General features: G+C 53.7%; 23 protein-coding genes and 2 tRNA genes. 14 read left to right on the top strand and 11 right to left on the bottom strand.

All coding sequences use genetic code 11. The annotated features are described in order from the left end of the window. Positions 1–11: 11 nt before the first annotated feature. From dprA to RAL90_RS10360, 5 genes are all read right to left on the bottom strand, one after another. Entirely contained in the window at positions 12–1,127 is a 1,116-nt protein-coding gene (gene dprA, locus RAL90_RS10380; protein WP_306250310.1) for a DNA-processing protein DprA, read from the bottom strand. A gap of 126 nt (positions 1,128–1,253) precedes the next feature. After that, a complete protein-coding gene (locus RAL90_RS10375) occupies positions 1,254–2,300 on the bottom strand; it encodes a succinylglutamate desuccinylase/aspartoacylase family protein (protein WP_306250308.1) in 1,047 nt (348 codons plus the stop codon). Then, positions 2,287–3,717 (bottom strand): 30S ribosomal protein S6--L-glutamate ligase, encoded by a 1,431-nt coding sequence (rimK, locus tag RAL90_RS10370; protein ID WP_306250306.1) that lies wholly within the window; start codon positions 3,715–3,717, stop codon positions 2,287–2,289. The genes RAL90_RS10375 and rimK overlap by 14 nt, the downstream gene beginning before the upstream one ends. Before the next feature lie 21 nt (positions 3,718–3,738). Next, positions 3,739–4,347, bottom strand: coding sequence for a glycerol-3-phosphate 1-O-acyltransferase PlsY (plsY, locus tag RAL90_RS10365; protein ID WP_306250304.1), 609 nt, complete (start codon positions 4,345–4,347; stop codon positions 3,739–3,741). A 4-nt stretch (positions 4,348–4,351) separates the two neighbouring features. Continuing rightward, on the bottom strand, positions 4,352–5,344 hold the full coding sequence (locus RAL90_RS10360) for an aspartate carbamoyltransferase catalytic subunit (RefSeq protein ID WP_306250302.1): 993 nt from the start codon (positions 5,342–5,344) through the stop codon (positions 4,352–4,354). A gap of 97 nt (positions 5,345–5,441) precedes the next feature. Here RAL90_RS10360 and RAL90_RS10355 point away from each other — a divergent pair, with 97 nt between their 5' ends. The 4 genes from RAL90_RS10355 to RAL90_RS10340 are packed head-to-tail and all read left to right on the top strand — an operon-like array spanning position 5,442 to position 7,072. Continuing rightward, positions 5,442–5,789, top strand: coding sequence for a helix-turn-helix transcriptional regulator (locus tag RAL90_RS10355; protein WP_306250300.1), 348 nt, complete (start codon positions 5,442–5,444; stop codon positions 5,787–5,789). Further along, positions 5,786–6,256: an SRPBCC domain-containing protein gene (locus tag RAL90_RS10350; RefSeq protein WP_306250298.1), complete on the top strand. Its 471-nt coding sequence runs from the start codon at positions 5,786–5,788 to the stop codon at positions 6,254–6,256. Before RAL90_RS10355 ends, RAL90_RS10350 begins: the two co-directional genes overlap by 4 nt. A gap of 15 nt (positions 6,257–6,271) precedes the next feature. Further along, positions 6,272–6,607: an MmcQ/YjbR family DNA-binding protein gene (locus RAL90_RS10345; RefSeq protein WP_306250297.1), complete on the top strand. Its 336-nt coding sequence runs from the start codon at positions 6,272–6,274 to the stop codon at positions 6,605–6,607. A gap of 30 nt (positions 6,608–6,637) precedes the next feature. Continuing rightward, positions 6,638–7,072: an SRPBCC family protein gene (locus tag RAL90_RS10340; protein ID WP_306250295.1), complete on the top strand. Its 435-nt coding sequence runs from the start codon at positions 6,638–6,640 to the stop codon at positions 7,070–7,072. Here RAL90_RS10340 and ruvX read toward each other — a convergent pair. Continuing rightward, positions 7,069–7,530, bottom strand: coding sequence for a Holliday junction resolvase RuvX (gene ruvX, locus RAL90_RS10335; RefSeq protein WP_306250293.1), 462 nt, complete (start codon positions 7,528–7,530; stop codon positions 7,069–7,071). The two genes, RAL90_RS10340 and ruvX, sit on opposite strands and share 4 nt — an antisense overlap. Here ruvX and RAL90_RS10330 point away from each other — a divergent pair. The 4 genes from RAL90_RS10330 to RAL90_RS10315 all read left to right on the top strand — a co-directional run bounded on the left by RAL90_RS10330 (position 7,505) and on the right by RAL90_RS10315 (position 13,061). Then, positions 7,505–8,812 (top strand): basic secretory protein-like protein, encoded by a 1,308-nt coding sequence (locus RAL90_RS10330; RefSeq protein ID WP_306250291.1) that lies wholly within the window; start codon positions 7,505–7,507, stop codon positions 8,810–8,812. The genes ruvX and RAL90_RS10330 overlap by 26 nt on opposite strands. 66 nt (positions 8,813–8,878) lie before the next feature. Next, positions 8,879–9,178 carry an Asp-tRNA(Asn)/Glu-tRNA(Gln) amidotransferase subunit GatC gene (gene gatC, locus RAL90_RS10325; RefSeq protein ID WP_306250289.1) on the top strand — a complete coding sequence of 100 codons (300 nt, stop codon included), beginning with the start codon at positions 8,879–8,881 and terminating at the stop codon, positions 9,176–9,178. Then, a complete protein-coding gene (gatA, locus tag RAL90_RS10320; RefSeq protein ID WP_306250287.1) occupies positions 9,179–10,687 on the top strand; it encodes an Asp-tRNA(Asn)/Glu-tRNA(Gln) amidotransferase subunit GatA in 1,509 nt (502 codons plus the stop codon). Positions 10,688–11,147: 460 nt separating this feature from the next. Continuing rightward, positions 11,148–13,061 carry a PhoX family phosphatase gene (locus RAL90_RS10315; protein WP_306250284.1) on the top strand — a complete coding sequence of 638 codons (1,914 nt, stop codon included), beginning with the start codon at positions 11,148–11,150 and terminating at the stop codon, positions 13,059–13,061. Here RAL90_RS10315 and RAL90_RS10310 read toward each other — a convergent pair whose 3' ends face one another. Beyond that, positions 13,062–13,901 carry a phytanoyl-CoA dioxygenase family protein gene (locus RAL90_RS10310; protein ID WP_306250281.1) on the bottom strand — a complete coding sequence of 280 codons (840 nt, stop codon included), beginning with the start codon at positions 13,899–13,901 and terminating at the stop codon, positions 13,062–13,064. It abuts the gene before it with no gap. Positions 13,902–14,068: 167 nt separating this feature from the next. Between RAL90_RS10310 and RAL90_RS10305 the strand changes: the two genes are divergently transcribed. After that, positions 14,069–15,283, top strand: coding sequence for an NAD(P)/FAD-dependent oxidoreductase (locus tag RAL90_RS10305; RefSeq protein WP_372340467.1), 1,215 nt, complete (start codon positions 14,069–14,071; stop codon positions 15,281–15,283). Here the strand turns inward: RAL90_RS10305 and RAL90_RS10300 are convergent. From RAL90_RS10300 to rlmB, 3 genes are all read right to left on the bottom strand, one after another. Next, entirely contained in the window at positions 15,276–15,875 is a 600-nt protein-coding gene (locus RAL90_RS10300) for a hypothetical protein (protein WP_306250277.1), read from the bottom strand. The two genes, RAL90_RS10305 and RAL90_RS10300, sit on opposite strands and share 8 nt — an antisense overlap. Positions 15,876–15,881: 6 nt before the next feature. Then, positions 15,882–16,568 (bottom strand): hypothetical protein, encoded by a 687-nt coding sequence (locus RAL90_RS10295; RefSeq protein ID WP_306250276.1) that lies wholly within the window; start codon positions 16,566–16,568, stop codon positions 15,882–15,884. Between the two features lie 91 nt (positions 16,569–16,659). Next, positions 16,660–17,445, bottom strand: coding sequence for a 23S rRNA (guanosine(2251)-2'-O)-methyltransferase RlmB (gene rlmB / locus RAL90_RS10290; protein WP_306250273.1), 786 nt, complete (start codon positions 17,443–17,445; stop codon positions 16,660–16,662). 147 nt (positions 17,446–17,592) lie between these two features. Between rlmB and RAL90_RS10285 the strand changes: the two genes are divergently transcribed. Together RAL90_RS10285 and RAL90_RS10280 are read left to right on the top strand one after the other, a co-directional pair. Next, a tRNA-Tyr gene (locus tag RAL90_RS10285) sits at positions 17,593–17,677 on the top strand. 136 nt (positions 17,678–17,813) lie between these two features. Continuing rightward, a tRNA-Gly gene (locus RAL90_RS10280) sits at positions 17,814–17,887 on the top strand. Between the two features lie 522 nt (positions 17,888–18,409). Here the strand turns inward: RAL90_RS10280 and RAL90_RS10275 are convergent. Then, positions 18,410–21,430: an adenylate/guanylate cyclase domain-containing protein gene (locus tag RAL90_RS10275; RefSeq protein WP_306250271.1), complete on the bottom strand. Its 3,021-nt coding sequence runs from the start codon at positions 21,428–21,430 to the stop codon at positions 18,410–18,412. Positions 21,431–22,835: 1,405 nt separating this feature from the next. On the opposite strand from RAL90_RS10275, the gene RAL90_RS10270 reads away from it, so the two are divergent. The 3 genes from RAL90_RS10270 to RAL90_RS10260 all read left to right on the top strand — a co-directional run bounded on the left by RAL90_RS10270 (position 22,836) and on the right by RAL90_RS10260 (position 26,396). After that, entirely contained in the window at positions 22,836–23,669 is an 834-nt protein-coding gene (locus RAL90_RS10270; protein ID WP_306249540.1) for an IS5 family transposase, read from the top strand. Positions 23,670–24,184: 515 nt separating this feature from the next. Next, complete coding sequence (locus RAL90_RS10265) at positions 24,185–24,586, top strand: GFA family protein (RefSeq protein WP_306250269.1); 402 nt, start codon at positions 24,185–24,187, stop codon at positions 24,584–24,586. A 100-nt stretch (positions 24,587–24,686) separates the two neighbouring features. Then, on the top strand, positions 24,687–26,396 hold the full coding sequence (locus RAL90_RS10260; protein WP_306250267.1) for a class I adenylate-forming enzyme family protein: 1,710 nt from the start codon (positions 24,687–24,689) through the stop codon (positions 26,394–26,396). The last annotated feature ends 26 nt before the right edge of the window (positions 26,397–26,422 follow it).

The raw sequence follows: 26,422 nt of genomic DNA, 5'->3' as shown, positions 1-26,422 counted from the left end.
CCAATCAAACATCAGCCTGCTGATAATGTATAGCGCCCGCCCGTATGTTCCTCAGCATCGCCGGCAAGCACCAGTTCAAGCAGCGTCTGGTTGAGGATAGGGGCTGGCAGGTCGCTAGAGCGGATCAGGTCATCCCGATGGGTTGGCGTGAAGCTGAGCAGAGACAATATCTCCTTCTGCCCGTCCATCAGCGTATCTTCTGGCAGCATTTCCATCTCCTCAAAGGCAGGGGGCTCCATGAAAGCGGGTTGACGCAAGGGGGTTTCCAGACATTCCAGAACATCATCAGCCGTTTCAATCAGGGTTGCGCCATCGCGGATAAGCCGGTTGGTGCCATGACTGCGGGGGTCTAACGGGGAGCCGGGTACGGCGAAGACTTCCCGCCCGTGCTCAAGGGCAAAGCGCGCGGTAATCAGGGTGCCTGACTTCTGGGCTGCTTCGACCACAATCACCCCGCGTGATAGCCCGGAGATAATCCTGTTGCGACGGGGGAAGTCACGACCAGTGGGCCGATAGCCGGGCGCCATTTCAGAGACAATGAGCCCGCGTCTTGCGATCTCCCGAGTCAGTTCCGCATGTTCAGGTGGATAAATCACATCAATGCCGCCGGCTACAACAGCAATCGTGCCTGTTTCCAGTGCTGCGGTATGTGCTGCGCCGTCAATGCCGCGGGCGAGCCCCGAAATGACAACCACATCCCGTTCACCAAGACCAGTGGCCAGTGTCGTTGCTATCTGCCTCCCGGCTGAGGAAGCATTACGCGCCCCGACGATCCCGATGGCCGGGCGTCGGAGAAGACCGGTATCGCCGCACACGCAAAGGACGGGCGGGGCATCATGTATATGACGCAATGCTTGAGGATATGCTGGTTCACAGGAAGCCAGATAATGGGCACCAATGCTCTCGGCCGCTTCCAGCTCACCAGCGATAGCGGCTTCTGACGGGGGGCTGAATTTCCGTTTGGAACTGCCCAGACCCGGCAGTTGGTCGAGTGCCTCGCGCGCGCTGCCGAACTTTTGCAGAAGCTGACGGAAGGTCGCCGGGCCGATATGCTCGGTGCGGATCAGCCGCAGCCAGTCATGGCGTTCGGCGTCTGTCAGGTCGAAGCAATGATTGCGGATGCCCATTTGAAAGACATAGTATATGTTCTTGTTATGTTCAAGCGGGTGGGTTTATTTTTCATGCAGAAGATCAGGTGCGTGGCCAGCTCGCCACCACCCATTATCCCGATGCCTCAACGTGCAAAGCCTGCCCTAAATGATCTCATCTTCATCAAATAGCGGGTCTGAATCCAGTTGCGTTGCCAGACTGTCGAGGTTGGATTCCACATCATCACCGTCTTTCTTGATACGCGCGATGTGAAAGATCGCATCCCCTTCATTGACGACCGGCAGTTCTGCCCGCCCTATCACCAGGCCAGCTTCATCTGCAAGAATGTCTTCCTCAATCTCACCGAATGGATCGGAGACCGCGCCCAGAATATCACCCGTCTGCACGTGATCGCCCACCGTTTTGAACAGGCGCAAGAGACCGCCCGCCGGCGCGCGCTTCCAGTCGCTGCTGGTTGAGCGCAGGGGTTTCACCTCCGGAGCGGCGATACCTTCTGCAGTCAGCATACCCAGATGATGCATCACGCGCAGTATGCCTGCTGTACCTGTGCGGGCAGCATATTCGTCAAAGCGCAAACCCTGGCCTGCTTCATATAACAGGATGTCCACGCCAACTTTTTGGGCAGCGTCGCGCAGGGAGCCTTCCCGGATTTTTGAGGTCAGCACTATGGGGGCGCCGAAAATTTCTGCCAGTTTTACCGTTTCGGGCTTTGAAGGAGAAACCCGGATCTGGGGCAGGTTTGTTCTGTGCACGGCTGCTGAGTGCAGGTCGATGCCAATATCCGAGCGCTTGACTATTTCATTCAGGAAAAGGCGGGCGAGTCGTGCCGCCAGCGAGCCTTTTTCGGAGCCGGGAAATGAGCGGTTCAGATCGCGCCGATCCGGCAGATAGCGGGAATGGTTGATGAAGCCGAAAGTGTTGACCACCGGCACAGCCAGCAAAGTACCGTGCAGGTTTTCGAGATCAGGTAGCCGTAATAGCCGCCGAACGATTTCAACGCCCATGACTTCATCGCCATGAATAGCCGCGCTGACAAACAACACAGGGCCAGGCTCTTTTCCGTGTACTACATGTACTGACAGGCCCACCGGTGTATGGTCCGACAACACACTGACAGGCAGATCAATGGTTTTGCGCGTGCCAGCCTCAATCTGCTGGCCGCCAATCTCAAAAGGGTCAGCTACTGGCATTTTGGGTCGTGCTTTTTCTGGTTGATGTCTTGCGCGTGGTCCGCTCCCTGTGGCGCGACAAAGGGCGTACCTTGCTTTCAAGATGTTCGATGATAAGGGAGGAGATATCCTTGCCCGTTGCGCCTTCAATGCCTTCAAGCCCGGGTGAGGAATTGACCTCAAGAACTTTTGGACCATCTTCCGTTTGCAGAATGTCAACACCAGCCACTGACAGGCCAAGGGTTTTGGCCGCTTTGCGGGCTGTGTCGCGCTCCGCTTTGCTCAGGGTCACCTTTGTGGCGCTGCCGCCGCGATGCAGGTTAGAGCGGAACTCGCCTTCAGCCGCCTGTCGCTTCATGGCCCCGACGACCTTGTTGCCGATCACAAAGCAGCGCGTGTCAGCGCCTGCCGCTTCCTTGACGAATTCCTGCACCAGAAAGCTGGCATTGAGTTGCCGAAACGCATCTACAAGACTTTCGGCGGCTTTCTGTGTCTCTGCCAATACGACGCCGCGCCCTTGTGTGGATTCCAGCAACTTTACGACCACACCTTTGGTGCCGACAAGTTTGACCAGCTCCTTGGAGTCCTGAGGTGATGAGGCAAAGGCTGTTATCGGCATACCGACCTTTACGCGGGCGAGCATTTGATGCGCCAGAAGTTTGTCGCGCGATGCACCGATGGCGTCGGCTGAGTTCAGGCAGTAGGCACCGGTGTTTGAAAATTGTCGCAGCACGGCCATACCGTAACTCGTGATGCGCGCACCGATACGGGGGATCACCGCATCATAGCGCGGCAGGACACGGCCATCATAATGCACTTCCGAATCAAGCGTGCCCATCCGCATGTAACAGCGACTGGTATTGATTGGCTCTATGATATGACCGCGCTTTTCAGCCGCTTCAATCAGCCGGGAAGAAGAATAGTTTTTTGGCTCCTGTGTCAGAAGAGCAATTCGCAATGGCCTTTTAACAGGCTTGCGCCGGGGAACATCCTTATACGCCTCATAGGAAAGGACAGGCTGTATAAAGGACTGGTTCGGATCCACGATCATGTCTTCGGTGATGGCGGATCGTCCGAGCAGCATCCGGTAGGACATGGTTTCGCGGTTGGTCAGCGAAATATCAATCGGCCATTTCTTGCCATCGATTTCAAATTCCGTGCGGATGACATAGCGCAGCTCAGTTTCTCCGTTGGAGCTTGTGACATTGCGCCTGTCCACGACAGGAGACGAGCAGGTGACCTCCAGCCCCGGATCATTGGGGTCCGGACGCATGAGAAAGCGAACCTGTGGTTTTTCTGCCGGACCAAAAGGCTCAATCGCAACGGCATGTAGTGCGGACGTACGGGCGCCGGTGTCAATCTTGGCTTTGATCGCGGGCAAGCTGAGAGAAGGGAGGCCGAGCCATTCCTCCCAGCCCAGTGTAAGATTGTCTGTCATGTCAGTGCCTTGTTGTTAAAGTCAGTTTTCTGTGTTGGTATTTTTCTTTGTACCAATCTTTGGTTCAGTACCGGCGCGAATGCGCGCAATGTTATCGCGATGACGGTAGCAAATCAGCACAGCCATGAACGCAGCAGCAAGCGCGGCCACTGGCACCTCAATGACGAAATACATGATCAGAGGTGTCAGGCCAGCAGCAACGAGTGCTGAAAGAGATGAAATCCGTGTCAGGAATGCTGTTACCAGCCAGATGGCACAGGCTGCAAGGCCACTCCAGGAGTTGAGTGCAAGCAGGGTGCCAAGGAACGTGGCCACACCTTTTCCGCCTTTGAATTTCAGCCAGACCGGAAAGCAGTGCCCGAGGAAAGCAGCCGCACCGGCAAGCGCCATGGGCAGGGGCTGCCAGCCGGAAATAAGTCCCATCAACAGAACTGCGATGCCGCCCTTGCCGCTGTCCAGCAGGAGTGTGGCCAGCGCCAGGTCTTTCCTGCCGGTGCGCAGTACATTGGTGGCGCCAATATTGCCGGAGCCGATCTCGCGAATATCGCCCAGTCCGGCAAGGCGCGTGATCACCAGGCCAAAAGGAATGGAGCCGAGCAGATAGCCGAATAGGGGGGCCAGGAAGATCATCCGGTCAGTCCTGTTCTGTCAGCAGGGCATCGAGCACTGCCATGCGGGTGGTAACACCATTGGCCACCTGGTCCAGTACCAGAGACTGTGTCCGGTCATCGGCGAGCGCCCCGTCAATCTCCACGCCCCTGTTCATTGGCCCGGGATGCATCACCTTCGCTCCGCTGGCTGCATATTTCAGCGTTTCATGGGTCAACCCGTAAGTATTATGAAAATCGGGGACTGACATGGCCGGCCCTTCTTTCATCCGTTCAAGCTGGATGCGTAATCCCATGACAAACTGACAGTCCTGTAGACCTTCCCGGAGATCTGTGAACTGTTCAATATGCAAACCATCAGAGGAAGTGGGCATGAATTCTTCGGGGCCGACACACCGTACTCTCGCACCAAGCCGCTGTAACAATTCCATATTTGATCCGGCAACACGGGAATGGCGCACATCGCCGCAAATGGCGACAGTAATGTCTGCCAGCCCGTCGGCAGCCTTGCGTCCCAGAGAGTCCAGGATGGTCACAGCATCCAGCAGTGCCTGTGTCGGGTGTGAGCTGGTGCCTTCGCCAGCATTGATGACAGCGCATGGCAGGCCCACCTCGGCAAGTGCTTCAGCCACAAAAGCTGAGGTGCCATTTTCCACATTACGCACAATCATCGCATCCGCCATCATCGCCGCGAGTGTCTGGCAGGTGTCTCGCAAGGCTTCCCCCTTATGGACGGAAGAAGCAGCGACAGGCAGCACCAGTACATCCGCCCCGAGTTTCTTGCCTGCCAGTTCGAAGGAAACATTTGTGCGGGTTGAGTTCTCCAGGAAAAGGTTGACCTGCGTCCGGCAGGCCAGGCGTTGCGGGATCATCTGGTTTTCCCGTGTCAGGCGACCGTAATACTGCGCCAGATCGAGAAGAAAAAAGAGATCTGTGTCGCTCAGGTCGGAAATGCCGGTCAGGTGAATGCGGGAGAGGCCGCCGGAAGGGCAGGCCGGTCTATGTATCATGTTGCTCATAAAATCCCGCCTTACTGGATAGTGGCGTTCATATGCAAGTGGATCGCGTGATCATCGGGGGTTGATTTATGGGTTAAAAATATATAACCATATGGTTATGCAAAAGATTGAACTCGATCTTGTTTTTTCGGCGCTAGCGGATCCAACGCGGCGCGGGATGCTGGCCCAGCTAGCGCAAGGGGAGACCAATGTCGGCGCTCTCGCCGAGAGCTACGCGATGTCGCAACCGGCAATTTCCAAACATGTGCGCGTGCTGGAAAAGGCCGGCCTCATAAAACGCAAAAAACATGGGCGTCAGCACCTGATCCGCGTCAACCCTCAACCCATAGAAGAAGCGCAAAGCTGGATTGGCCAATATGCACGTTTCTGGAAAAGCCAGTTCGATGCAGTTGACGCCTATCTGGAGGCGAAAAAAATGTCCGATAGCGAAAGGGAGAACCCATGAGCACTGATGTAACATTCGATGGTCAGAGCCTGATTGTGACGAGAGTTTACGCAGCAAAAATTGAAGACGTGTTCGAGGCCTGGGTAGAGACCAGCAAAATAAAGCAATGGTGGGGATGCGCTGAATGTATTGATGTCCAGTCTGAGGTGGAGCCTAAGCTTGGCGGAAAATATAACCATCATATGAAAATAGAGACCCCACATGGGGAGCATGAGCAGTCCGGCTTCGCCACGCTGATCGAATATGATCCACCTCGCAGACTCGCCTACACCTCGACAGATGAAGCAGACGAGATGGTAATTACCGTTGACTTTACTGCTGTCGATGGCGGCACCAGAGTGCGACTGGTACAAACCAATATTCCAGATATGAAGGTTGATGGAGATATTGAACTGCGGGCCGTGATCCGCGCTGGCTGGACAGCCGCATTCGGTAAGCTGGCGGTGCTTTTTGATGTATCCAGTTGAGCGGCAATAAAAATCATGGCAAAGAAAACTGATCCGACAGAACCTATACGGCAGCGCGCCAGTGAATATCCGCAGGTTGATGAGGGAACATCCTGTACACAGAGTTCCTTCAAAACGGGCAAAAAAGCCTTTCTCTTTATCGGGGAGCAGGGCGGGCGCTACAAAGCCATGTTCAAACTTGAAAAATCAAAGCTGGAAGCAGTCAAACTGGCAGAAACCGAACCGGATAATTATCAGGCCGGGTCAGGCGTATGGGTGACTGTCCGGTTCACAGCGGAAAAACCAATGCCGAAAGCGCGCTGGCAAAAATGGCTTGATGAAAGTTATGCGTTGAGTTGCCCTAAGAAATAATCCGGTATCAATCAATATGGAGATCAACTCATGGGAAAAACCACAGCGACGCGGCAGATCAATGCGCCTGTCGAGAAAGTCTTCGAGGCTATCTCCGATGTCAGCACATTTGAGAACAGCAACCCAAATATTGTGAAGATCGAAATGCTCAGTGAGCAGACATCAGGTGTCGGAACAAGGTTTCGGGAGACCCGCACCATGAACGGCCGACAGGCAACAACTGAACTGGAATTTACCGAATATGCCAGGAACGAGCATGTGCGAATTGTCTCGGACGCTGGCGGCACAATCTGGGATACGCTGATGAAGTTGACACCAGAGGGGGAGGTCACGCGGCTGGATATGCAGATGGATGCACGGCCCTACAAGCTGATGTCCAGGATCGTTACGCCGCTGATCAGTGGCATGGTCAACAAGGCTGTACAAGAGGATATGGACGGGTTGAAGGCGCGGCTTGAAGCTTAACCCTCCCGCAACCGGTCGAGTGCCCCCTGCAGAATGTAACTGGCGGCCATCTCGTCGATAATCTCTGCCCGGCGGGCACGTTTTGTGTCGAGCGCGATCAATTCGCGCTCAGCGGCGGCGGTGGACAGGCGCTCATCCCAGAAAGCGATGGGCAGGTTGGTCTTGCTGGAGAGGTTGCGGGCAAAGGCTCTGGTGGCCTGCGCACGCGGTCCCTCGCTGCCATCCATATTCAGGGGCAGGCCCAGCACCAGACCACAGATACGTCGTTCGGTTGCCAGTGCCAGTAATGCTTCTGCATCAAGTGTGAACTTCTTCCGGCGGATGGTGGTGACCGGGGTCGCCAGGCTTCGCTCGGGGTTTGACACAGCGATCCCGATTGTCTTTGTTCCAAGATCAAGGCCCATTAACGGGCCTGTCACCGGGAAGTGTGTCATGGCGTCCAGAAAATCATCACTCATAAAGACCCTATCGGCGAATTGGGCCAATTCTTCAAGGATTGCAATTTTTGCAGCCGTGTTGCTGGTCGCGCTGCTGGGCATCATCATGATCCTGCAACCGCCAAAGCAATATGCAGCGCAGGATTTCGATGTGCGCATCACACCGGTGCGCAATGGCGAGAGCATAGAGGTTGTTTATCGTGCGTATACCCCTGTCTCCCAGATGGCCTTGCCGTTCCCGGCCGATCAATTCACGCATCTGCGCGTCTCCGAGGATGATGAAGGCATCGCTCTTGGCCGGTCGGGTGACGGCGTTTCTGTGATGGGGACGGAGCCATTTGGCCTGGTGAGCCTGATCCTGTCGCCTGAAGTTGAAACACCCGCCAAGGACTACCCGGTTGCCCAGTTCGGCACGCAGGCCGTTGTGCTCAATCTCAGTTTTTTTGAGCCAACTGAAATCAACAATCAGCCTGTCAGGACCCTGAGCGCTGAGGGCACACAGTTTCAGTGGCTGGGTGGCCCGGCCACCTATGAAAGCGCGCGTCTGGCGATTTATGCCGATGCAGGTCTGCCCACTGCCGTCGTCACCTTGCTTGCGCCGGCAGCCGAGACGCTGGCCGGACATTTTCTCGAAGGCTTTGGGGCAGATCTGCCATCCCGGCCGTCACTCATGTTTCTTTATGTCCCGGGTAATGAAGGTCAGCTATCGGTCGCGGGCGATACAGTGTCGGGTCAGACGCTGGTGAAATACACTGGCGGTGGCTTCCAGCAGCCAACACAGGAAATGCAGCACCTGGTTCTGCAAAACCTTGCGCACGAGATGGTGCATCTCTGGCAGGTAGAGGCGGAAAAAAGCGCCAGTGCGCCAGACTGGCTGCATGAGGGGATTGCCGATGCACTGGCGGCGGAAGCCCTGTATGTTTCTGGCGTCTGGAGCGATGCGCAGTATCTCAAGGCTTTGACAGAAGCAAAAGCAGCCTGCGCGGGCATCCTGAATACCGGGACGGTGCGCGGCGCTGCGGCGCGTGGTCACCATCAGGCAAGTTACGCCTGTGGCCATATGGTCATTGCAGCCCTCTCACCACAGCGGGAAGGTGGCACCAGCATGGAGATGTGGCGTGCTTTTCTCGATTATGCTGACGCCGGTGGCAAGGATTTGAGTGAAGATACGTTTTTTGCCTTCGCCGAGGATTGGTCTGGCGAGCGCAGTTTTGCATTGTCCTTGCGCAGCTTCGTGACCGCAAACTATCGCAGTGCTGATGGCGAGAGCATCGTGGACCAGCTCTTTGCCGGATCGCTCTAGCCTCTTGCTCCTGCTCGCGGTGCTTGCTACGCCAGCGCGATATTTTCAGGTGACAGGAAGACAGACATGTCCATCGACAAGGAAACCGTCCGCAAGGTCGCGAAACTCGCGCGCATCGCAGTGCCGGAAGAACGTCTGGAGCCATTGGCTTCGGAACTCTCCGGCATTCTCGGCTGGATCGAACAACTGAACGAAGTTGACATAGAAGGCGTTGAGGCCATGGCGTCAACCGTGGATGTAACCCTGCCAATGCGGGATGATGTTCCCGCCAGCGGCTATACCGGCGGCAATCAGCCGGACAATGTGGTCGCCAACGCGCCAAAAACAGAAGACCATTTCTTCATTGTACCGAAGGTTTTTGAATAGATGAGTGATATCACCGATCTGAAACTCGCTGAATTGCGCGATGGTCTGCGGGCAAAAGAATTATCCGCGAAAGAAGCGACAGAAGGCTACCTCGCTCGCATGGACGCGGCCAAGGCTCTGAATGCCTATATCACGCCAACACCGGACAAGGCGCTCGCCATGGCCGCCACGTCTGATGAAAAGCTGGCGAAAGGTGAGGGCGGCGATCTTGAAGGAGTACCGCTCGGCATCAAGGACCTGTTCTGTACGCAAGACACGATGACGACGGCTGGCAGCAATATCCTCAATGGCTTCACGCCCAAATATGAGAGCACGGTTTCCGGCAACCTTTTTGCCGATGGTGCCGTGATGCTTGGCAAGCTGAATCTGGATGAATTTGCCATGGGCTCCTCCAACGAGACCAGTTACTTCGGCGATGTCATCAACCCGTGGCGCCGCAAGGGCGATAACACCACGCGCATTGAAGCTGATGGCACGGTTGTTGGCGGTCTGACACCCGGCGGTTCTTCCGGTGGTTCGGCCTCTGCGGTGGCGGCAAAACTTTGTGCCGGGGCCACTGCTACAGATACGGGCGGCTCCATTCGTCAGCCTGCGGCCTTTACAGGCACAGTCGGTGTGAAACCGACTTATGGTCGCTGCTCGCGCTGGGGCATCGTTGCCTTTGCATCATCGCTGGATCAGGCGGGACCGATCGCGCGTGATGTGCGCGACTCCGCCATTCTCCTGAAAAGCATGGCCGGTCATGACCCCAAGGATTCAACCTGCATTGATTGTCCAGTGCCGGATTATGAATCCGTGCTCGGGCAGGGGATTAAGGGTCTGAAAATAGGTGTACCGAAGGAATATCGCCTTGACGGGATGCCACAGGAAATCGAAACGCTCTGGCAGCAAGGGATTGACTGGATGCGTGATGCCGGGGCGGAGATTGTCGACATCTCCCTACCACTGACCAAATATGCCTTACCGGTCTATTATATTGTGGCCCCGGCAGAAGCCTCGTCCAATCTTGCCCGCTATGATGGCGTCAAATATGGCCTGCGGGTAGAAGATGCAGACATTACCACACAATATGAACTGACCCGTGCTGCGGGGTTCGGTGATGAGGTGAAGCGCCGGGTACTGATCGGCACCTATGTGCTGTCAGCCGGATATTATGACGCCTATTACCTGCGCGCTCAGAAAGTCCGTAAAAAGATTTTTGATGAATTCATGAGTGCATTTTCTGGTGTAGACCTGTTACTCACGCCGTCCACGCCATCTGCCGCCTTCGGCCTTGGCGAAAAGTCAGATGATCCGGTTCAGATGTACCTGAACGACATCTTCACCGTTACAGCGAATCTCGCTGGTTTGCCGGGCATCTCGGTCCCCGCCGGTCTCGACGGGCAGGGCCTGCCGCTTGGCCTGCAGCTCATCGGCAAACCTTTTGACGAGGAGACAATGCTGCGCGGTGCCTACAGTATAGAACAGGCCGCAAACTTCACCGCCCAGCCAGAGCAATGGTGGGGATAAAGAAGTCAATGTGATGTAGGGACACATCTAAATTGATGTGGTCCTGAAAGTCGCGACAACGATCATTCAGGGGCCGCCAAGTGCTTTGATGGTCAGATAAAATTGTCGCGTTACGTCTGGTATCATACACAGCTAACCATGCGACAATTAGGTAAGTGTAACCCAACCTTCTGTTTTCATTGAGAAACCAGGAATCTATGTGCCCCCCGGTCAGTGACTCTATAGTGGTCTCCTCGCAGATAAGGAGACACACCATGAACGTTACAGTGCACAAATCCGTTTTTCATCTTGGAAAGCAAGACACCAGATACACGCTGTCAGGCTTGCTCCAGTCGACACATTGACTATGAGAGCAAGCAGTCCAGTTACCGTCGCTGAAAACCTTCTGGATAGCTGCAATAAAGCTGACGCATTTCTTCGCTAAGACGTACCGATTGATTTTTAAGGAGAAGCCCGAGTCATGGACGATCAGGAAAACATCCCCGTCAACCCGCGTATCACCACTGGCGTGCAGACCATCAATGATCTGATCGACAAGCGCCTGTCCCGTCGCGGGTTTATTGGCGGTATCAGTGCCATGGCGGTGGTTTCTGCTGCCGGGTGCAGCCCGGCGCAGGAGGCTTCTCCGGAAGTTGCCGAGGAAGCTGGTGTTTTCTCGTTTCAGGAGATCACCCGTGGATTGGATGAAAATCACCACGTCTCCGACGAACACATCGCAGATCTTCTGTTGCGCTGGGGAGACCCGGTCTTCCCAGACGCCCCGGCTTTCGATCCCTACGCTCAAACTGCCGCGGCGCAGGAGCGCCAGTTTGGATACAATAATGACTTTATCGGCTTTCACCCCCTGACAGTTGCAGCAGGTGCGCCCGCTCGCGGCTTGCTTTGTATCAATCACGAATACACCTCAACGCGCCTGATGCTGCCGGGTGTTACTGACCGCCCCCTTACGCGCGAAGAATGCGCCGTGGAAATGGCAGGGCATGGTGGCACAATCGTTGAGATTGTGCAGGCCACTGACGGTGCCTGGTCAGTGGATATACTGTCCAAATATAATCGTCGCCTCACAGCCGGCTCAACACAAATGGCGTTGACCGGACCTGCTGCCGGGTCTGACAGGTTGAAAACCTCTACTGATCCGTCAGGCCGCCTTGTAACAGGCACGCTCAATAATTGTGCTGGCGGCATGACGCCGTGGGGTACTTATCTGATGGCTGAAGAAAATTTCAACGGCAATTTCATGGGGCGCCTCCCGGCAGATCATCCTGAAACTGAAAACTATGACCGTTATGGCGTGCCCGGCGGTTGGTATCAGTGGGGGCAGCATTTTGACCGTTTTGATGTCGCCAAGGAGCCAAATGAGCCCAATCGTTTTGGCTGGGTCGTGGAAGTTGATATTCTCGACCCTGCGTCAACACCGAAGAAGCGCACAGCCCTGGGTCGCTTCAAGCATGAAGGCGCGGAAAGTGTTGTTGCCCCGGATGGCCGGGTGGTCATCTATATGGGCGATGATCAGCGCTTTGATTATGTCTATAAATTTGTCAGTGCACAGGCGGTTAAGGAAGGGGATCGTGCTGCCAATATGAACCTGCTGGATGAAGGCACGCTGTATGTTGCCCGTTTCGTTGAAGATGGTACTGTTGAATGGATGCCACTTGTCCACGGGACAGGGCCGCTAACTGAAGAAAATGGTTTTCGCTCTCAGGGGGACGTGCTGATCGAAACCCGCCGCGCTGCAGACTTGCTTGAAGCGACACCCATGGACCGTCCAGAGGATGTGGAACCCGACCCTGCGACAGGCCGCGTCTATGTTATGCTGACGAATAATACCCGGCGCACGACTGACCAGATTGATGCAGCAAATCCGCGTGCCAATAACAGTACTGGCCACATCATTGAGATTATTGAGCCGGGAGGCGATTTCGCGTCAACACGCTCCAGTTGGGAAATTCTGGTCCAGTGCGGTGACCCGGCTGACCCTGAATCAGGGGCAACCTGGAATAGCGAAACCAGCGAAAATGGCTGGTACGGTTCACCGGATAATTGTGCCATAGATCCGTCCGGTCGTCTTTGGGTGTCTACGGACGGGAATGAGCGCACGGGTGCGGCTGACGGTTTGTGGGCGATGGAGACAGATGGTGAAGGTCGGGGGACCAGTCGTGCCTTCTTCCGCTGCCCGGTCGGGGCTGAGCTTTGTGGGCCGCGCTTCACGCCAGACGGACAAACCCTCTTTGTGGCAGTGCAGCACCCTGGCGATAGTGATGGCGCGACCTTTGAAAATCCCGCCACGCGTTGGCCTGACTTTGCCAAAGACATGCCGCCACGGCCAAGCGTGATGGTGATACGCAAAGCGGATCGATCCGTTATCGGAGGTTAATTACTCTTCGAGAAGTCTCAAAGGGTGCATCCCGGCGACCATGCCCATGAACGGGGGATAGATTGAATAGCCGACCAGTGCCCTCATTTGTGGGGACATGGTACGGACGGTTTCTTTTGACAGCTCCAGCAGGTAGTTTTCCTGTTGGCGCATATAGGCCTCGCAATATTGATGGGTAACGGCAAAGCGTGGTGTCTGGGTGCGGTTTTGCCCGCCGCCATGCCAGGTGGTACCAAGGAAGAAGATGACAGAGCCTTGGGGCATCACAGCTGGTATGGCTTCCTCGGCTGTGGCTGACCGGTCATCACCCCATCTGTGACTGCCGGGCACGATAACAGTCGCACCATTTTCTTCCGTAAAAGCATCAATAGCCCAGACCGTTGCTGCGCCAAGTGGCTGGCGCGGGCGGGGCAGACGGTAGAAAGCATCGTCAGTGTGAAGGGTTTGCGCTGCTTCACCGGGCAGAATGTTGATGATCTGGCTTTGCGACAACAGAAATCCAGGGCGGAAAAGCCGGTCCATCAGACCAAGGATGCGCGGATGTTCTGCGAGACAGTCTGTCTGCCGCGTCCGGGACAGCACATCATAGACGCGCTGCGTCGAGCGCCCTTCAAAGCTGTTGCGCCCGGTTTGGTTTAGCAGTGCCAGTCCGTCTTCCTTGATCGCCGCGCATTGATCTGCGCTCAGAATGCTCTCGATGATGACATAGCCGTCGCGCATCAGGGTTTCAAAATCAGCTGCAATCTGCGGCGTGTTGCGTTCTGGCCCCGGCTCCAGCCGCTGGTGGGTCCCGGCATGGTCACCATCGCGGTATTCTGCTCTTCCATTTTCCTGCGACATGAGGGTTATCCTTGAATTACCGGTGTGAAGCGCTGTGGCTTGTCAGCATGGCTGACTGTTGCACAATTGGCTTTCGACTGGCGGTCAATGTCAACCAGCTGCACCAGTGCTGCGTGCGCAGCGCGGATACGCCTTGCCAGTCAGATCAGGACCTTTACGTAGAGATGATGTCAGACAATAGCTTTTATCATACGGTCATCATCGGCGCAGGCGCTGCCGGTCTCATGTGTGCAGCTCATGCTGGCGCACAAGGGGGCCGTGTACTGGTGGTGGAGCATAATAAATCACCCGGTGAGAAGATCAGAATCTCCGGTGGCGGGCGGTGCAATTTTACCAATATGCACACAACGCCCGATAATTTCATTTCCGGCAATCCGCATTTCGCCAAATCTGCCCTCAAGCGCTATACGCAATGGGATTTCATTGAGCTTGTCAAAAGCCATCAAATTGCCTGGCATGAGAAAACGCTTGGCCAGTTATTCTGCGATGGTTCGGCCAAACAGATCATCTCAATGCTGCTTGCGGAGATGGAAAAGGTTGGGGCTGAGTTAAGGCTGGAAACCTCCGTAAGCAATGTATCCCATGACAATGGCCAGTACGAACTCGAGTTATCGGCAGGCGAGCGAGAATATATCAGCTGCCAGAATCTGGTGATTGCCAGCGGTGGTAAATCCATCCTGAAAATGGGGGCGACGGGATTTGGGTATCAGGTCGCCCGGCAGTTTGATCTGGACCTGACGCCAACGCGCGCAGGGCTCGTCCCGCTCGTGTTCGCAGAAGAGCAAAAAGACGCCTTCAAGGAAATGGCAGGTGTCTCCTGTGCGGCAAGCCTGCGCAGCAATGGCGCACAATTCGAAGAGGCTTTGCTGTTCACCCATCGCGGCCTTTCCGGCTCGTCTGTTTTACAGGTGTCATCCTATTGGCAGGAAAAAGAGCCGGTACAGATCATGTTGTTGCCGGGAGAGGATATATTCAGCCGCCTGCGAGCGGCGCGGGCTGAAAATGGTCGCCGGGATATTGTGACAGTGCTGGCCGACCTGCTGCCAAAGCGGCTTTCAACTTATATGGGTTGGCAGACTGGCGTATCCGGTAATATTGCGGATTTCAGCGACAAACGTCTGCGGGCGCTGTCAGATCTGCTTGCGAACTGGGAAGTCTGGCCGATCGGCACTGAGGGGTATCGAACGGCAGAGGTTACGCTTGGTGGGGTGTCCACGGATGACCTTAACTCCCGCACCATGGAAGCAATATCTGTGCCTGGCCTGTATTTTATCGGTGAGGTCGTAGATGTTACCGGCTGGCTTGGTGGCTATAATTTCCAGTGGGCATGGTCATCCGGCTGGGCGGCCGGGCAGGCGATTGCACAAAGCAACCTCAGATAACCACGCGAAAATCGGTTTCAAACGTGTCCGGTTTGATCTGCACAAGGCTGGTCACCAGCAAGTCTTCGTTCTGCCGACTGAAAGAATGACCTTTTGTGCCGCCAAGTTCGCGGAAATAGATCTGGCTCGTAAGAACAGGGCGATTGTCACGAAAGACCTTGTAATGGATATGCGCAGGGCGCGGCGCATAGGCACCCGGCACATATGTGCGGAATGAAAAGCGCCCGTCTTCGCTTGTCGTCGCCTTGCCCCAATAGGCGAAATCTTCATATCGTTCACCGGGCGAGGTATCGCTCGGGTGCCTGTAACGGCCTCCCGGGTCAGTCTGCCAAAGGTCCACAAGTGCGCCAACCACAGGCGCGCCGTACACATCAGTCACGGTCCCGTTCAGATAAAGGATATCCCCGCGCTGTGTTTGCATGGTTGCCAGCATGTCTGACTGGTCATTGCTTCGGCTGCCCACGGGATAGAACGGGCCTTCCGCATCGCGCGGTGTGCGCTGGTAAATTTCTTCCTGAGCCAAAAGCGTGCCCGGCAAGGCCGATACAGCCCCGGCGGCAAGGCCTGTCCTGACAAAATCGCGGCGCTTCATGGGCTCTTACTCCACAACTTCAAAATCTGAATAATATATCGTCAATTCCTCATCGACTTTGGAGAGAACCTGTCTCCCGACGGCTTTCCAGTAAACCTTGGTCATGACCGGAGCGACCCCGGGGGCAGGGCGCTCGAATGTCTGTTCAAAGACAAATTCATCCAGACGGGATACTGCATTTGGTTTGAAGCCCTGCGTGGCCTTGATGAGATAGGATTTGATCGACTGATCGCCTTTGTCCACAACGGCTCTGGTGAGCACATTCTTTTCAGCGTCTTGCAGGTCTTCATTGTTCTCCTGACCTGCTGTGAAGCTGTAGGTATAGGTTTCATCCGTTTCTTCGATCAGTTTCACGCCCGAGAATGAGCCGCGGTAATCTGCATACAGCAGCTCGCCGGGGCGTGACTCAATGCGGGTCCAGTTGCGCAGTTTCTTTGGCCCCGGATTGTCCCAGCCATCGGTCGTGCCGGAGATACGCGTCCAGCTGTCGGTGCTCGCATCATACCGGTCCACGACAGGCGGGAAGTCTCGCCAGATAAAAGTCTGTGTATAGGAGAAACGGCGCTGATCCTGTGCCTCAGCTTCGCTCACTGCCGCTTCAAGCGGCGCGGGTAATTCCTGTGCGGTGGCCTGTGAGAACAAGACAAGAGCAAGGCAAGCCGTTGTCAGGGCGATCAGTCTGGGCAAAATCATGGCGTTTTTGGTCTTTCGCTATCCGGGGTTGAGAATACAGATTATGGAAATTCTGCCCAAATCAACAGCGCGTGTGCAGGCTCTGGCGTTACTAATCCGCAAGGAAAGAGCTGTCCCGGCCCAGCTCGTAAAGACTGATCGCAGTAGCATTGGAAACATTCAGGCTTTCCATGGCGGGTGAAATGGGGATCCGCACCAGCATGTCGCAGGTCTCGGCAACGAGTTGACGCAGGCCCGCGCCTTCTGCACCCAATACGAGTGCAACCGGCTTGTCGCGCGGTACTTGTGAGAGCACATCATCTGATTCACCGGCAAGGCCGGCACAGAAATAGCCAAGGCCTTTCAGGGCCTCCAGCGCCCGGGCGATATTCACAACCTGAACCAGCGGCACGGTCTCGACAGCCCCGGCAGCGGCCTTGGTCAGCGCCCCGGCCAGTGCCGGCATCCGGCGTTCCTGTGTAATGATGGCCCGCGCCCCGAAGGCCGCAGCGGACCTGAAAATGGCACCGATATTTTGCGGATCAGTGATCTGATCCAGCACGAGCACAGGCTGGCGTGCTTCACCAGAAAACTGGCAGACTTCTCGCAGGCGATGCCGGGGCAGGGGATGCGCGTAAGCCGCCAGTCCCTGATGAACGGAGCCGGGCGGCAACATGCCGTCGATGGCATCGGGTTTCAGGTCGTCTGCCACAGCTTCAACACCCCGCTCTTTCAGCCAGATGGCGGCATTGCGCGTTGCTACAAGCCGTTCAATACGCCGGGCCGGGTTTTGCAGGGCGGCGGCCACAGCATGACGTCCATAGAGCCAGACGGGTCTGTCCGGGTCTTCTGCCTTGCGCGCGCGGGCATTCGGGTAGAGAGGTGGTTTCTTTTCCATCCCAGCGGCTTACGCATCCTGATGCCATGACCCAAGAAAAAAATGAGAAAAAGTCAGGTCGGCAGCAACGGGGGTGCTTGCGCGGCAGGTCCGGCTTGCATATAAAGCGCGCTCGTTTCCGGCCCATCGTCGCGTTTGCACGGTAATGGAGGGGTGGGAGAGTGGTTAAATCCACCAGACTGTAAATCTGGCCGCTATGCGTACGCTGGTTCGAATCCAGCCCCCTCCACCATTCGAAACCGTTTCGGCACTGCCGAATAATTTGATCGGGCAGATCAAGTTCAGGTTACGAATACGGCAGCAGCTCCGATGCAGGAGACGAGATACACCTTCCTGCATGGCCAAACCGTGCTAGGAAGTATGGTAAAGCGGGTATAGCACAATGGTAGTGCAGCAGCCTTCCAAGCTGAATATGCGGGTTCGATTCCCGCTACCCGCTCCAATAATTTCAATAACTTAGTGCGAGTTGGGATCGTCGCGAAAATCTCAGTAAGCACATAGTAATCACCAAGATCATCAGGTTTTTGCCGGGCGAGGGTGTTTGTTGCAGCAGAATTTATCGATATCCTCCCCCCCTTGTATTACCGGCAGGCACCCCCTCCAAGATCTCGGTTTAGCCCACATTTTCTCAGAGAAACAAAAAGACCCTACACAGGCACTCTTTTAAGAGCGGCATCTCCGCAAGGGGTATCCTACAAGAAAGATGATGGAGCTAAGAAACCTTGCACCTGGAAGGCAGTTTTTCACCGTAGAATCGATTTCACGGGTGAGGGTAGGTAAGGGTACCTAAAACACCCTCGCGGCAATACTGAGAAATAATCCCCCTCTAAAAGGGGGGAGGTATGGGAAGACAGAAGGTGGGCGACATTGACATGTCCGCTTTGGCGCAGAAACGGAAATGTCAATGTGCCCACCTACCTAGATAACAACTTGCCCTTTTGCCAAAGTGTCTCAAGTTCCAATCTCAAGCATTCCATACACCATCCCAATCCTCAGCGGGCGGCTCTTTAACAAAATTGCGGCATCGATCTGCATAAATCATAGCTATACGATCCTGTGGGGAAATCTGCAGTAATTCCTCGAACTTTTCCAACGAATGTTTCCAATCGCCTGCCTTCCACAAAGCCATCGCTATACCATGAATCTCGAGCACATCACTTATATGGGGAAATGAAATTTCGTCGTGATAGTCCAGAACCTGCCAAATTTCGTTGGGCTTATTTTGACCTCGCACTCGGATTAAATCAACTTCGCGCAATTTGTGTTTTTGCTCAAGAGAGATTTTAGTCGTATTACAGACTAATATACCTGCATCATAGTATTTCGTGAGTCCTTCGATTCGTGAAGCCAGATTCACGCTATCCCCAATTACTGTATACTCCATACGCTTTGGAGACCCGATAGTACCGGCAATCACACTCCCAGACGCAATACCAATTCCCATACGAATTGGTTCCTTATTCTCTTCGACACGGGTCCGGTTTATCCGGTTGAGCGAGCGCTTAATACCAATGGCACTTGCAACACTGTTCTCCTGATCTTCTCCAGATGATATAGGAGCGCCGAAAACTGCCATAATTGCGTCGCCGATGAATTTGTCGAGAACACCTTTATGATTGAAAATCTCTTCGACCATTTCGGTGAATAAATGATTCAGGAGGGAAACAGTATCTTTTGGGCCGAGACTCTCAGAGATACTAGTGAAACTGCGAATATCTGAAAACATGATACTCGCATCATAGTTAGTACCACTCAGCAAATCGTCGTCGGAACCTAATACTTGATCCGCAATTTCCTTTGTGAGGAATCGTGCCATGGTCCCTTTCACACGTTTTTCCTCAGTTATGTCATCCAATAGTACTAGAGAGCCTATATTCTGCTGTTCAAGCACCAGCGGAACTACTGATAAATTCACCGATTTAGCGTCTCCTTCCGGTAAATCCAGATCGACATCGACTCGCGTCAGTGGTTGCAAGCTCGAATTGACCTCCTTAATGTCTTCCAGGACCCATTCGTTCTGTCCAGAGAATAGATCATTCACATCGACACGCTGATCATTCTCAGTATCGATATCTAAGATTGACGCTGCGGACTCATTTATTTTTTCTACTCGGTTTTTTTGCCCAACTGTGATCACCCCATTGGACATCGAACTCAGAATACTATCGTTGTAGTTTCGCGCTTCCATTACATCTGTAAACAAGGTGGCGTTTTCAAGTGCAATAGCAGCTTGTGAAGCAAATGCACGCAGTCGTGATTCATCGATAGCATCAAATCCAAGGCGGCTCTTTTTGTTAAGTACCTGCATCACGCCGATTCGGCGCCCAGCTTTCGTACTGACCGGCATCGACAGAATAGACTGCGTAATGAAACCTGTTTTCTTATCCACTAGAGCAATAAACCGCTCGTCTTTGTATGCATCTTTTACGTTGATGGTTTCGCCCGATTTGAAACAAGCTCCCGCAACTCCCTGTTCGGCTGGAAACCGAATTTCTTTATCTCCCACGCCTTCTGCGATGAAAGACCACAACTCATCTGTTTCTTCATCATACAGAAACAATGAACCTCTTTCTGAGTTTAAAAATTCGCCTGCTGAATGAACAATCTTGAACAATAAATCTCTCAGGTTCATTTCTGATGATATTGCGGAAGACATTTCCACTAACTGACCAAGATCCTTTGTCATCTGTTCAGAGTACTCAAGCGTTTTTGACCACCTTTCAGCCAGAATAACAGCTTGGGAAATTAGGAAGATGACTAGGCCTAACCCCGTTAAACCTGGAGGCAAAGCTTGATCATAAGTTATCATGTTGCTCGCAACGAGTGCATCATTTGCAAGGGTTACCGCAAAGAACAAAATACCCAATAGAAGTATTAGTGCCCCGTCACGGCCATTCCAACTCGCTCTTAATATGACAGACAAAAGGTAGATCAGCACAACCAGCGAGCTGATGGTAATCAGAGGATACCAAACTGATGCCGTATTCGTGTCGCCCACAACAAAAAACGAATAGAACAGGAGGAACGCGAGACCGTAAACACCGACGACGGCGTACGAGACAAATCGATGAGTTTCTTCCTTGTATAGTTCAGCTACATAAAAGTAAAATGAGGCGACTGCAATGATACCAGGGAGGTAGACCAATGCGAGAAAATTCGAAAAACTCAAATCCTCTATAGCGACACTCAAAAAATTGGTATTGAACGAAGCTGAAGGCACTAAAAACGCTGCGCAGAATATTGCAAAATACAAAGATGATCTGTCTCCAGGTCGAAAAAAGAATATACAAAACCCGTATACGGATAGCATTAATAGAATAGCTAGAAATAATGTGCCAAGCGCAGAAGCAACCTGTATATGGTCTTCCATGGTCTGTTCGGAACCAAGTAGAGGCGGTTCTTCGAAACCATTGGCGCGGTGATGATGAGCAGCGACTTCGATCAGTAATTCATGTGAAGAGCCGTCGGAGGTGAAGTTTAAAATACTATTCCCCCAAGCCGTAATAGTATCTTCAGGTAGCCGACCGACACGCCCGTTTTCTGCGCTCAATTCACCATCCAGCCAGACTCTCACGGGGACGTAGAGTTGAGGAAAATACAGTTGATACTTACCCGGTTTAAGTCCCTTAATCAGAAGCCTGTACGTCGCGACACCTGCGCTTGGATAGTTTGCACCCATGGAATTGAAGTGATCACTCCAAAGGGCGGGCATGGGCAAGTAGTCCGAAGTTGCACCGTCTGCTTTCTCACTCTTTAGAAGTTGGTCCCAATAGAATTCCCACTCTCCCATCAGCGGCATAACCTCCTGTGTCATGTCCCAGTCGCTGATGTCTATCACCCCATTTTCCGACGTAGGGGCACCGATACCATCTTCCTGAACATAAAAAGGAGAAATAATCATCGCCAATACAAACAGTGTTATGGCAGATAACAACACTGGAATTGAGGGCAATCGTGAAGTTGTATCTCGAAGGATTTTTGCCATTTCCCTTCGAAAAGTGTACTCATTATCCATCTCACCAAGCCCCCGAACCGCAAACTGATCAACTATCGATCAAGTTGAGTTAACTTTCTAGTACTGTGCCAGATGCCACTTTGCAGGTATGTAACCCCAAAAGCACACCTCATTGAAGACTCACGTATTGAGCTAATGATCCCATATTACTTTTGATATGCCAGGCTGGCAAATGTAAAGTGACCTGACATTGTGAAAGTGTTGCTGGACTGCTGCCTGAAAGTGAAACAGTTGGTCTTGGAGTGCCTACCGAAATGTGGTCCAGTGACGCGCATCACATACTGGCTTCTGGATAAGAGTGAGGATTTAAGTCACAGGATAGCTGCAGACAAATACCGATCAAACACCTTTTGAGTTTGTTCGTGCTCAGATCTTAGTCGCTCGTATGTCGAGTACTGCATGCGCTTTGATTTTTCAGGGAATATGCCCCCAATCCCAGATTGATCACCCAGTTTCTCCTTGATTTTCAGCGCCCTTGAGACTCGCCGCTGGAATGTGTCCTCGTACTGCGTGCAGTAGACGAGGCCCTGGCATTCCCGGCAGGCGAAAACCCCACCCAGTAGGTAAAGGACACTGCAGCGCCTCGAACAGCAGGGGCATTTGAACCACCTGCGTCGGCCACTAAAGGCAGTATCTGTCCAATCAAAGTCTATCCGCTGAGAGACCTTTCGCAAGGTGTTTTCCTCTTGCCGAATGCAATAGTACAGCATCATCCACTCAGGCCAGGTAGCCAGTTCAACCGCGGCAGTCTTCTGCCCTCGACGTGACCAGGTGAGGGTGGTCATCGTCCCCGGCTCAAGCAATCCATGTTTGTTGAGGTAGGGAATTTCAATTCGACAAACTGCTTCGCATTTGTTTGCTCCGCGATATCTGTGACTTCCTGATCCGTAGCCGCCCACCCTCAATCTCCTAAGTTCTGTGAACGAATGATACCAGAGAACAGAGCTGAATTGAATCGGTGTGATACTAATACTTTCTATTTGGGCGCCGTATGGGATCAGCTATGCTCAGTAAATCTGGCCGTAGGGCTAAGGGGAGGGGGGCATCAATCTCTACAAGGATGGGGCCTGATACCACTCCTGTAATTTAGATTTAGCTAAAGGCCCCTGATTTTGATCAAATTACTGTCAAGTTTAATAAATACAATTATTTGGATCAAATATAATGAAGCAAGACATGGACTCGCAACCGCGCGGCGTGCGCTTAAGCTAGCGGACGGCTCCACGCACACCGCGTTCGCCAAACCGAAAACAATCAGGTAATTAGCCGCAGGACTCTCTAATAAAGCGTGGGAGCTAAGAGCCTGATCCAAAAGTATCTGGGTGATTTCAACGACTTATGATTCTCTTTGTTTGCTTAAGACACGGAGGATCAGATGAGTTGGAATGAAACCACCCGCACATATTATGACCGCAGTTTCCTGCGCTATGCAAGTGATCTGACGGACGACGAATGGGCTTTGATTGAACCTGAAATACCTCTTCCAAATCGGATGGGGCGTCCTCGCAAGTGGCCGATGCGGGAGATCATGAACGCCTTGTTGTATATCGCGTCTACTGGCTGCCAATGGCGCATGTTACCAAGGGATTTCCCGCCTTTTTCGACGGTTCAGAAATATTTTTATTGGTGGCGTGATGACAGATTGCTGGAAAAGATCAATCACCGCCTGCTGTTTGAATGCCGCGAAGCACACGGCAGAAGCCCACACCCCAGCGCAGGTGTGATCGATAGCCAGTCGGTTAAAACCACAGAAAGTGGCGGTATTACTGGCTTTGACGCGGGCAAAAATATAAAAGGCCGCAAGCGGCATATTCTGACGGATACGGAAGGCTTTCTGGTGACAGCACTTGTGCATGCCGCGGATGTACAGGATCGCGACGGCGCACCAGCGGTGTTGATGGAAGCGCGAGACAAATTTCCATGGCTTCGCCATATCTTTGCCGATGGTGGCTATGCGGGAGATAAGCTAAAGCGCAAACTTAAAAAAGTCGGTCCATTCCGGATGGAAATCATCAAGCGATCCGATAAAATGAAAGGCTTTAAAGTCCTGCCCCGGCGATGGGTCGTAGAACGCACATTCGCATGGTTAGGGCGATCACGCCGTCTCGCCAAGGATTGGGAACGATGCTGGACCTCAGCTATCGCATGGCTATTCATGGCTCACATCCGTATCGCAACAAGACGACTGGCAAGAGCATGTTTCATATGAAAGACTTTTGATTCAGACTCTTATTGTCAGGATAGCCTATTTTAAGATGCGTAGGCCTTAATCCAAATCACTCTGGTTCGTATCGCAAAAATACGAACAAAAGGCATCTTCGTGTCGAAACGAGGATATAGTACTGTCCAGTCCAACAGTTTCAATAAAGTCTTCACTCAATACCTTGGCCCCCAAAATTAACCAGATACTGCCCGAGCGCCGTGACGTCGCCTTCATGGCTACTGTAAGCGTCGCGGCAATCTTTATCGTCTGGCTATGCTGAGTATGAGCCTAATCTCAAAGATCAATGTCATTCTGCATGGGTGGCCTTGCCCTGTGCTCCTGACGCGATACCCGCCCCCTGGTGATCACTGTTTATTGCTTCAGGGGGCGAGCGGGGGTAGGGCGTGTACTCATGTATGCAAGGTTTACCAAGGCAGTGGAGGATATTCGGGCCAGTTACTGGTTTCTGCCGTCCTGTATGGCGCCGGGCGGGATCGCGGTAAGAATCAGGGGGGATTGTCATGGCAACAGGGGCCTGTAACTGCGGGTTGGTGGCCTTTGAAGTATCTGAAGAGGTGACAGATGTTTATGTCTGTCACTGTTCGATCTGCCGTCGCTCCACGGGGGCTGACGGGATTGCTGTTGTGCTGGTGCCCAACACCGCCTTCCGCTGGATACGTGGTGAAAACATGATTGCCACCTGGCGCAAGCCGAATGCGCAATGGCAGACCTGGTTCTGCCGGACCTGCGGGGCGCGCGTGCCGGGGACCAATGACGAGGGCCGCATGTTTGTGCCGGCAGGCGCCATCTCGCAGGGTGGTGAGGGGTTGCGCGTTGTGCATCATCTCCATGTGGGATCGAAAGCGCCGTGGCAGGTGATCGGTGATGCGGGCAAGCAGCATATGGAGGGTTTTGAAGGCTAGAGCGTGAAAAACCTGTCTGATTTCCTTGCTGGCTGAGACTTTTCCGCTAAAAGATCAGTCCTATATAAAGCAAAACACTAAACAGGGATGAGACACCACCATGACAGACATTGCGCCGCTGAAGACGGAAGAGATTCAGGCCACGGTCGAGAAACTCCTGGCAGAGGACCCGATGTTCGGCTGTCAGCCGGGCACTATTCGCGGCGTTGACTATGAGCGCGTTTTCAATATGTCTGCCATGTCCCTGCGGGATATTCTGGCGGCGAAGTCGCAGGAATTCGCCGATCAGGAATTTATGGTGTATCAGGACAAGCGCTACAGGTTCCGGGATGTCTGGGCCAAGGGGTGCCAGTTCGCCAATGCGCTGATCGACCAGTATGACGTGAAGCCGGGTGACCGGATTGCCATTGCCATGCGCAATTACCCGGAATGGTGCATCGCCTATCTCGGCATTATTGCGGCGGGCGGCACCGTTTTACCCCTCAATGCCTGGTGGCAGGCAGAAGAGCTTTGCTATGCCCTTACAGACAGCGGCGCGAAGATTGTCGTCGGCGATGCCAAGCGCATCAGCTATCTGCATCTGCATAAGGCGGAAATGGGCCTGACACTGATTTCTGCGGTGGAAGAGAGCGATCTTGCGGATGCCAGTTTCGAGGCCCTGACGCAAAACGCCTCGACAGAAATGCCGCCGGTGGTTATCGACCCGGAAAGTGATTTCTGCATTCTGTATACATCCGGCTCGACCGGCAAGCCCAAGGGCGTGTTGCTGACCCATCGCGGTGTTGTCAGTGCTGTTCTTTCCTGGTCATTGTTGCTGAATGTGATTGAAACCCTGCGCCCTGACGCCAATGTGCGCCCTGAGAACCCGGCCATGTTGGTGACCCTGCCGCTGTTCCATGTGACCGCCTCCCATTCATCGTTCCTGCTCTCTTACCTCGGTGGACGGAAGATCGTGTTCATGTATCGCTGGGATGTGCAGGACGCGCTGAAACTGATTGATGAGGAGAACATCACGAACCTGTTGATGGTGCCCACGCAGTCACACGAGATTGTCGAGGCGGCATCGCCAGAACAGCTCTCCGGGTTGCGCGATATTGCGACCGGCGGGGCAAAACGGCCCGCGCATCATGTGATGGAGATGAAAGACAAGTTTCCGTCGATCAACTCGTCTTCGGGCTATGGCCTGACCGAGACGAATGCGCTTGGCTGTATCAATGCGTTGACGGATTATCAGGCAAGGCCGGATTCCACGGGGCGCGCTGTGCCGCCGGTAACGCAGGTTTCGATTTTTGATGAAGATATGAATGAGCTGCCTGTTGGCGAAGTGGGGGAGATCTGTATCAAGAGCCCGGCCAACTTCCGCGGCTATCTCGGCATGGAAGAAGAAACCAACCGGGTGCTGACGAAAGATGGCTGGTTCAAGACGGGCGACCTCGGCAAGCTGGACGAGGACGGATTTGTCTATATCGTGGACCGCCTGAAAGAGCTGATTATCCGGGGCGGCGAGAATATTTCCTGCCTCGAAGTTGAAAACGAAATCTATAAATATGACGGCGTGATGGAGGCAACTGTCTTCGGAATCGAAAATGAGAAGATGGGCGAAATTGTCGGGGCGGTGGTATATCCCGGTGAGAGCACGATTGATGCCGGTGAGTTGCATTCTTTCCTGAAAGGCAACATTGCAGGCTTCAAGGTGCCGGAGCGCATCTGGATTTCCCCGCAACAACTGCCGCGTGGCGGCACCGGCAAAATCGACAAGCGCGCCACGCGCGAGTTCGCGGTGCAATTCCCGGCCCATTATTCTGCTTAAAGAGCATATGATCTCGTTACCCTGAA

Origin of the sequence: Parvularcula sp. IMCC14364 (assembly GCF_030758415.1) — a bacterium.
In the GTDB taxonomy this organism is placed as follows: domain Bacteria; phylum Pseudomonadota; class Alphaproteobacteria; order Caulobacterales; family Parvularculaceae; genus Aquisalinus.
Note: the sequence above shows the minus strand (reverse complement) of the source record. Positions and strands in the feature narration are given on the sequence as shown.

Bases quoted from the DNA above. Each gene is read 5' to 3' on its own strand.
- plsY (WP_306250304.1), bottom strand. From the start codon at position 4,347: ATGATCTTCCTGGCCCCCCTATTCGGCTATCTGCTCGGCTCCATTCCT.
- RAL90_RS10310 (WP_306250281.1), bottom strand. From the start codon at position 13,901: ATGTCGCAGGAAAATGGAAGAGCAGAATACCGCGATGGTGACCATGCC.
- gatC (WP_306250289.1), top strand. From the start codon at position 8,879: ATGTCCATCGACAAGGAAACCGTCCGCAAGGTCGCGAAACTCGCGCGC.
- dprA (WP_306250310.1), bottom strand. From the start codon at position 1,127: ATGGGCATCCGCAATCATTGCTTCGACCTGACAGACGCCGAACGCCAT.
- RAL90_RS10265 (WP_306250269.1), top strand. From the start codon at position 24,185: ATGGCAACAGGGGCCTGTAACTGCGGGTTGGTGGCCTTTGAAGTATCT.
- RAL90_RS10375 (WP_306250308.1), bottom strand. From the start codon at position 2,300: ATGCCAGTAGCTGACCCTTTTGAGATTGGCGGCCAGCAGATTGAGGCT.
- RAL90_RS10340 (WP_306250295.1), top strand. From the start codon at position 6,638: ATGGGAAAAACCACAGCGACGCGGCAGATCAATGCGCCTGTCGAGAAA.
- RAL90_RS10350 (WP_306250298.1), top strand. From the start codon at position 5,786: ATGAGCACTGATGTAACATTCGATGGTCAGAGCCTGATTGTGACGAGA.
- RAL90_RS10355 (WP_306250300.1), top strand. From the start codon at position 5,442: ATGCAAAAGATTGAACTCGATCTTGTTTTTTCGGCGCTAGCGGATCCA.
- RAL90_RS10305 (WP_372340467.1), top strand. From the start codon at position 14,069: ATGTCAGACAATAGCTTTTATCATACGGTCATCATCGGCGCAGGCGCT.
- RAL90_RS10270 (WP_306249540.1), top strand. From the start codon at position 22,836: ATGAGTTGGAATGAAACCACCCGCACATATTATGACCGCAGTTTCCTG.
- RAL90_RS10330 (WP_306250291.1), top strand. From the start codon at position 7,505: ATGGCGTCCAGAAAATCATCACTCATAAAGACCCTATCGGCGAATTGG.
- RAL90_RS10345 (WP_306250297.1), top strand. From the start codon at position 6,272: ATGGCAAAGAAAACTGATCCGACAGAACCTATACGGCAGCGCGCCAGT.
- RAL90_RS10260 (WP_306250267.1), top strand. From the start codon at position 24,687: ATGACAGACATTGCGCCGCTGAAGACGGAAGAGATTCAGGCCACGGTC.
- rimK (WP_306250306.1), bottom strand. From the start codon at position 3,717: ATGACAGACAATCTTACACTGGGCTGGGAGGAATGGCTCGGCCTCCCT.
- RAL90_RS10360 (WP_306250302.1), bottom strand. From the start codon at position 5,344: ATGAGCAACATGATACATAGACCGGCCTGCCCTTCCGGCGGCCTCTCC.
- rlmB (WP_306250273.1), bottom strand. From the start codon at position 17,445: ATGGAAAAGAAACCACCTCTCTACCCGAATGCCCGCGCGCGCAAGGCA.
- RAL90_RS10300 (WP_306250277.1), bottom strand. From the start codon at position 15,875: ATGAAGCGCCGCGATTTTGTCAGGACAGGCCTTGCCGCCGGGGCTGTA.
- gatA (WP_306250287.1), top strand. From the start codon at position 9,179: ATGAGTGATATCACCGATCTGAAACTCGCTGAATTGCGCGATGGTCTG.
- RAL90_RS10315 (WP_306250284.1), top strand. From the start codon at position 11,148: ATGGACGATCAGGAAAACATCCCCGTCAACCCGCGTATCACCACTGGC.
- RAL90_RS10275 (WP_306250271.1), bottom strand. From the start codon at position 21,430: ATGGCAAAAATCCTTCGAGATACAACTTCACGATTGCCCTCAATTCCA.
- RAL90_RS10295 (WP_306250276.1), bottom strand. From the start codon at position 16,568: ATGATTTTGCCCAGACTGATCGCCCTGACAACGGCTTGCCTTGCTCTT.
- ruvX (WP_306250293.1), bottom strand. From the start codon at position 7,530: ATGAGTGATGATTTTCTGGACGCCATGACACACTTCCCGGTGACAGGC.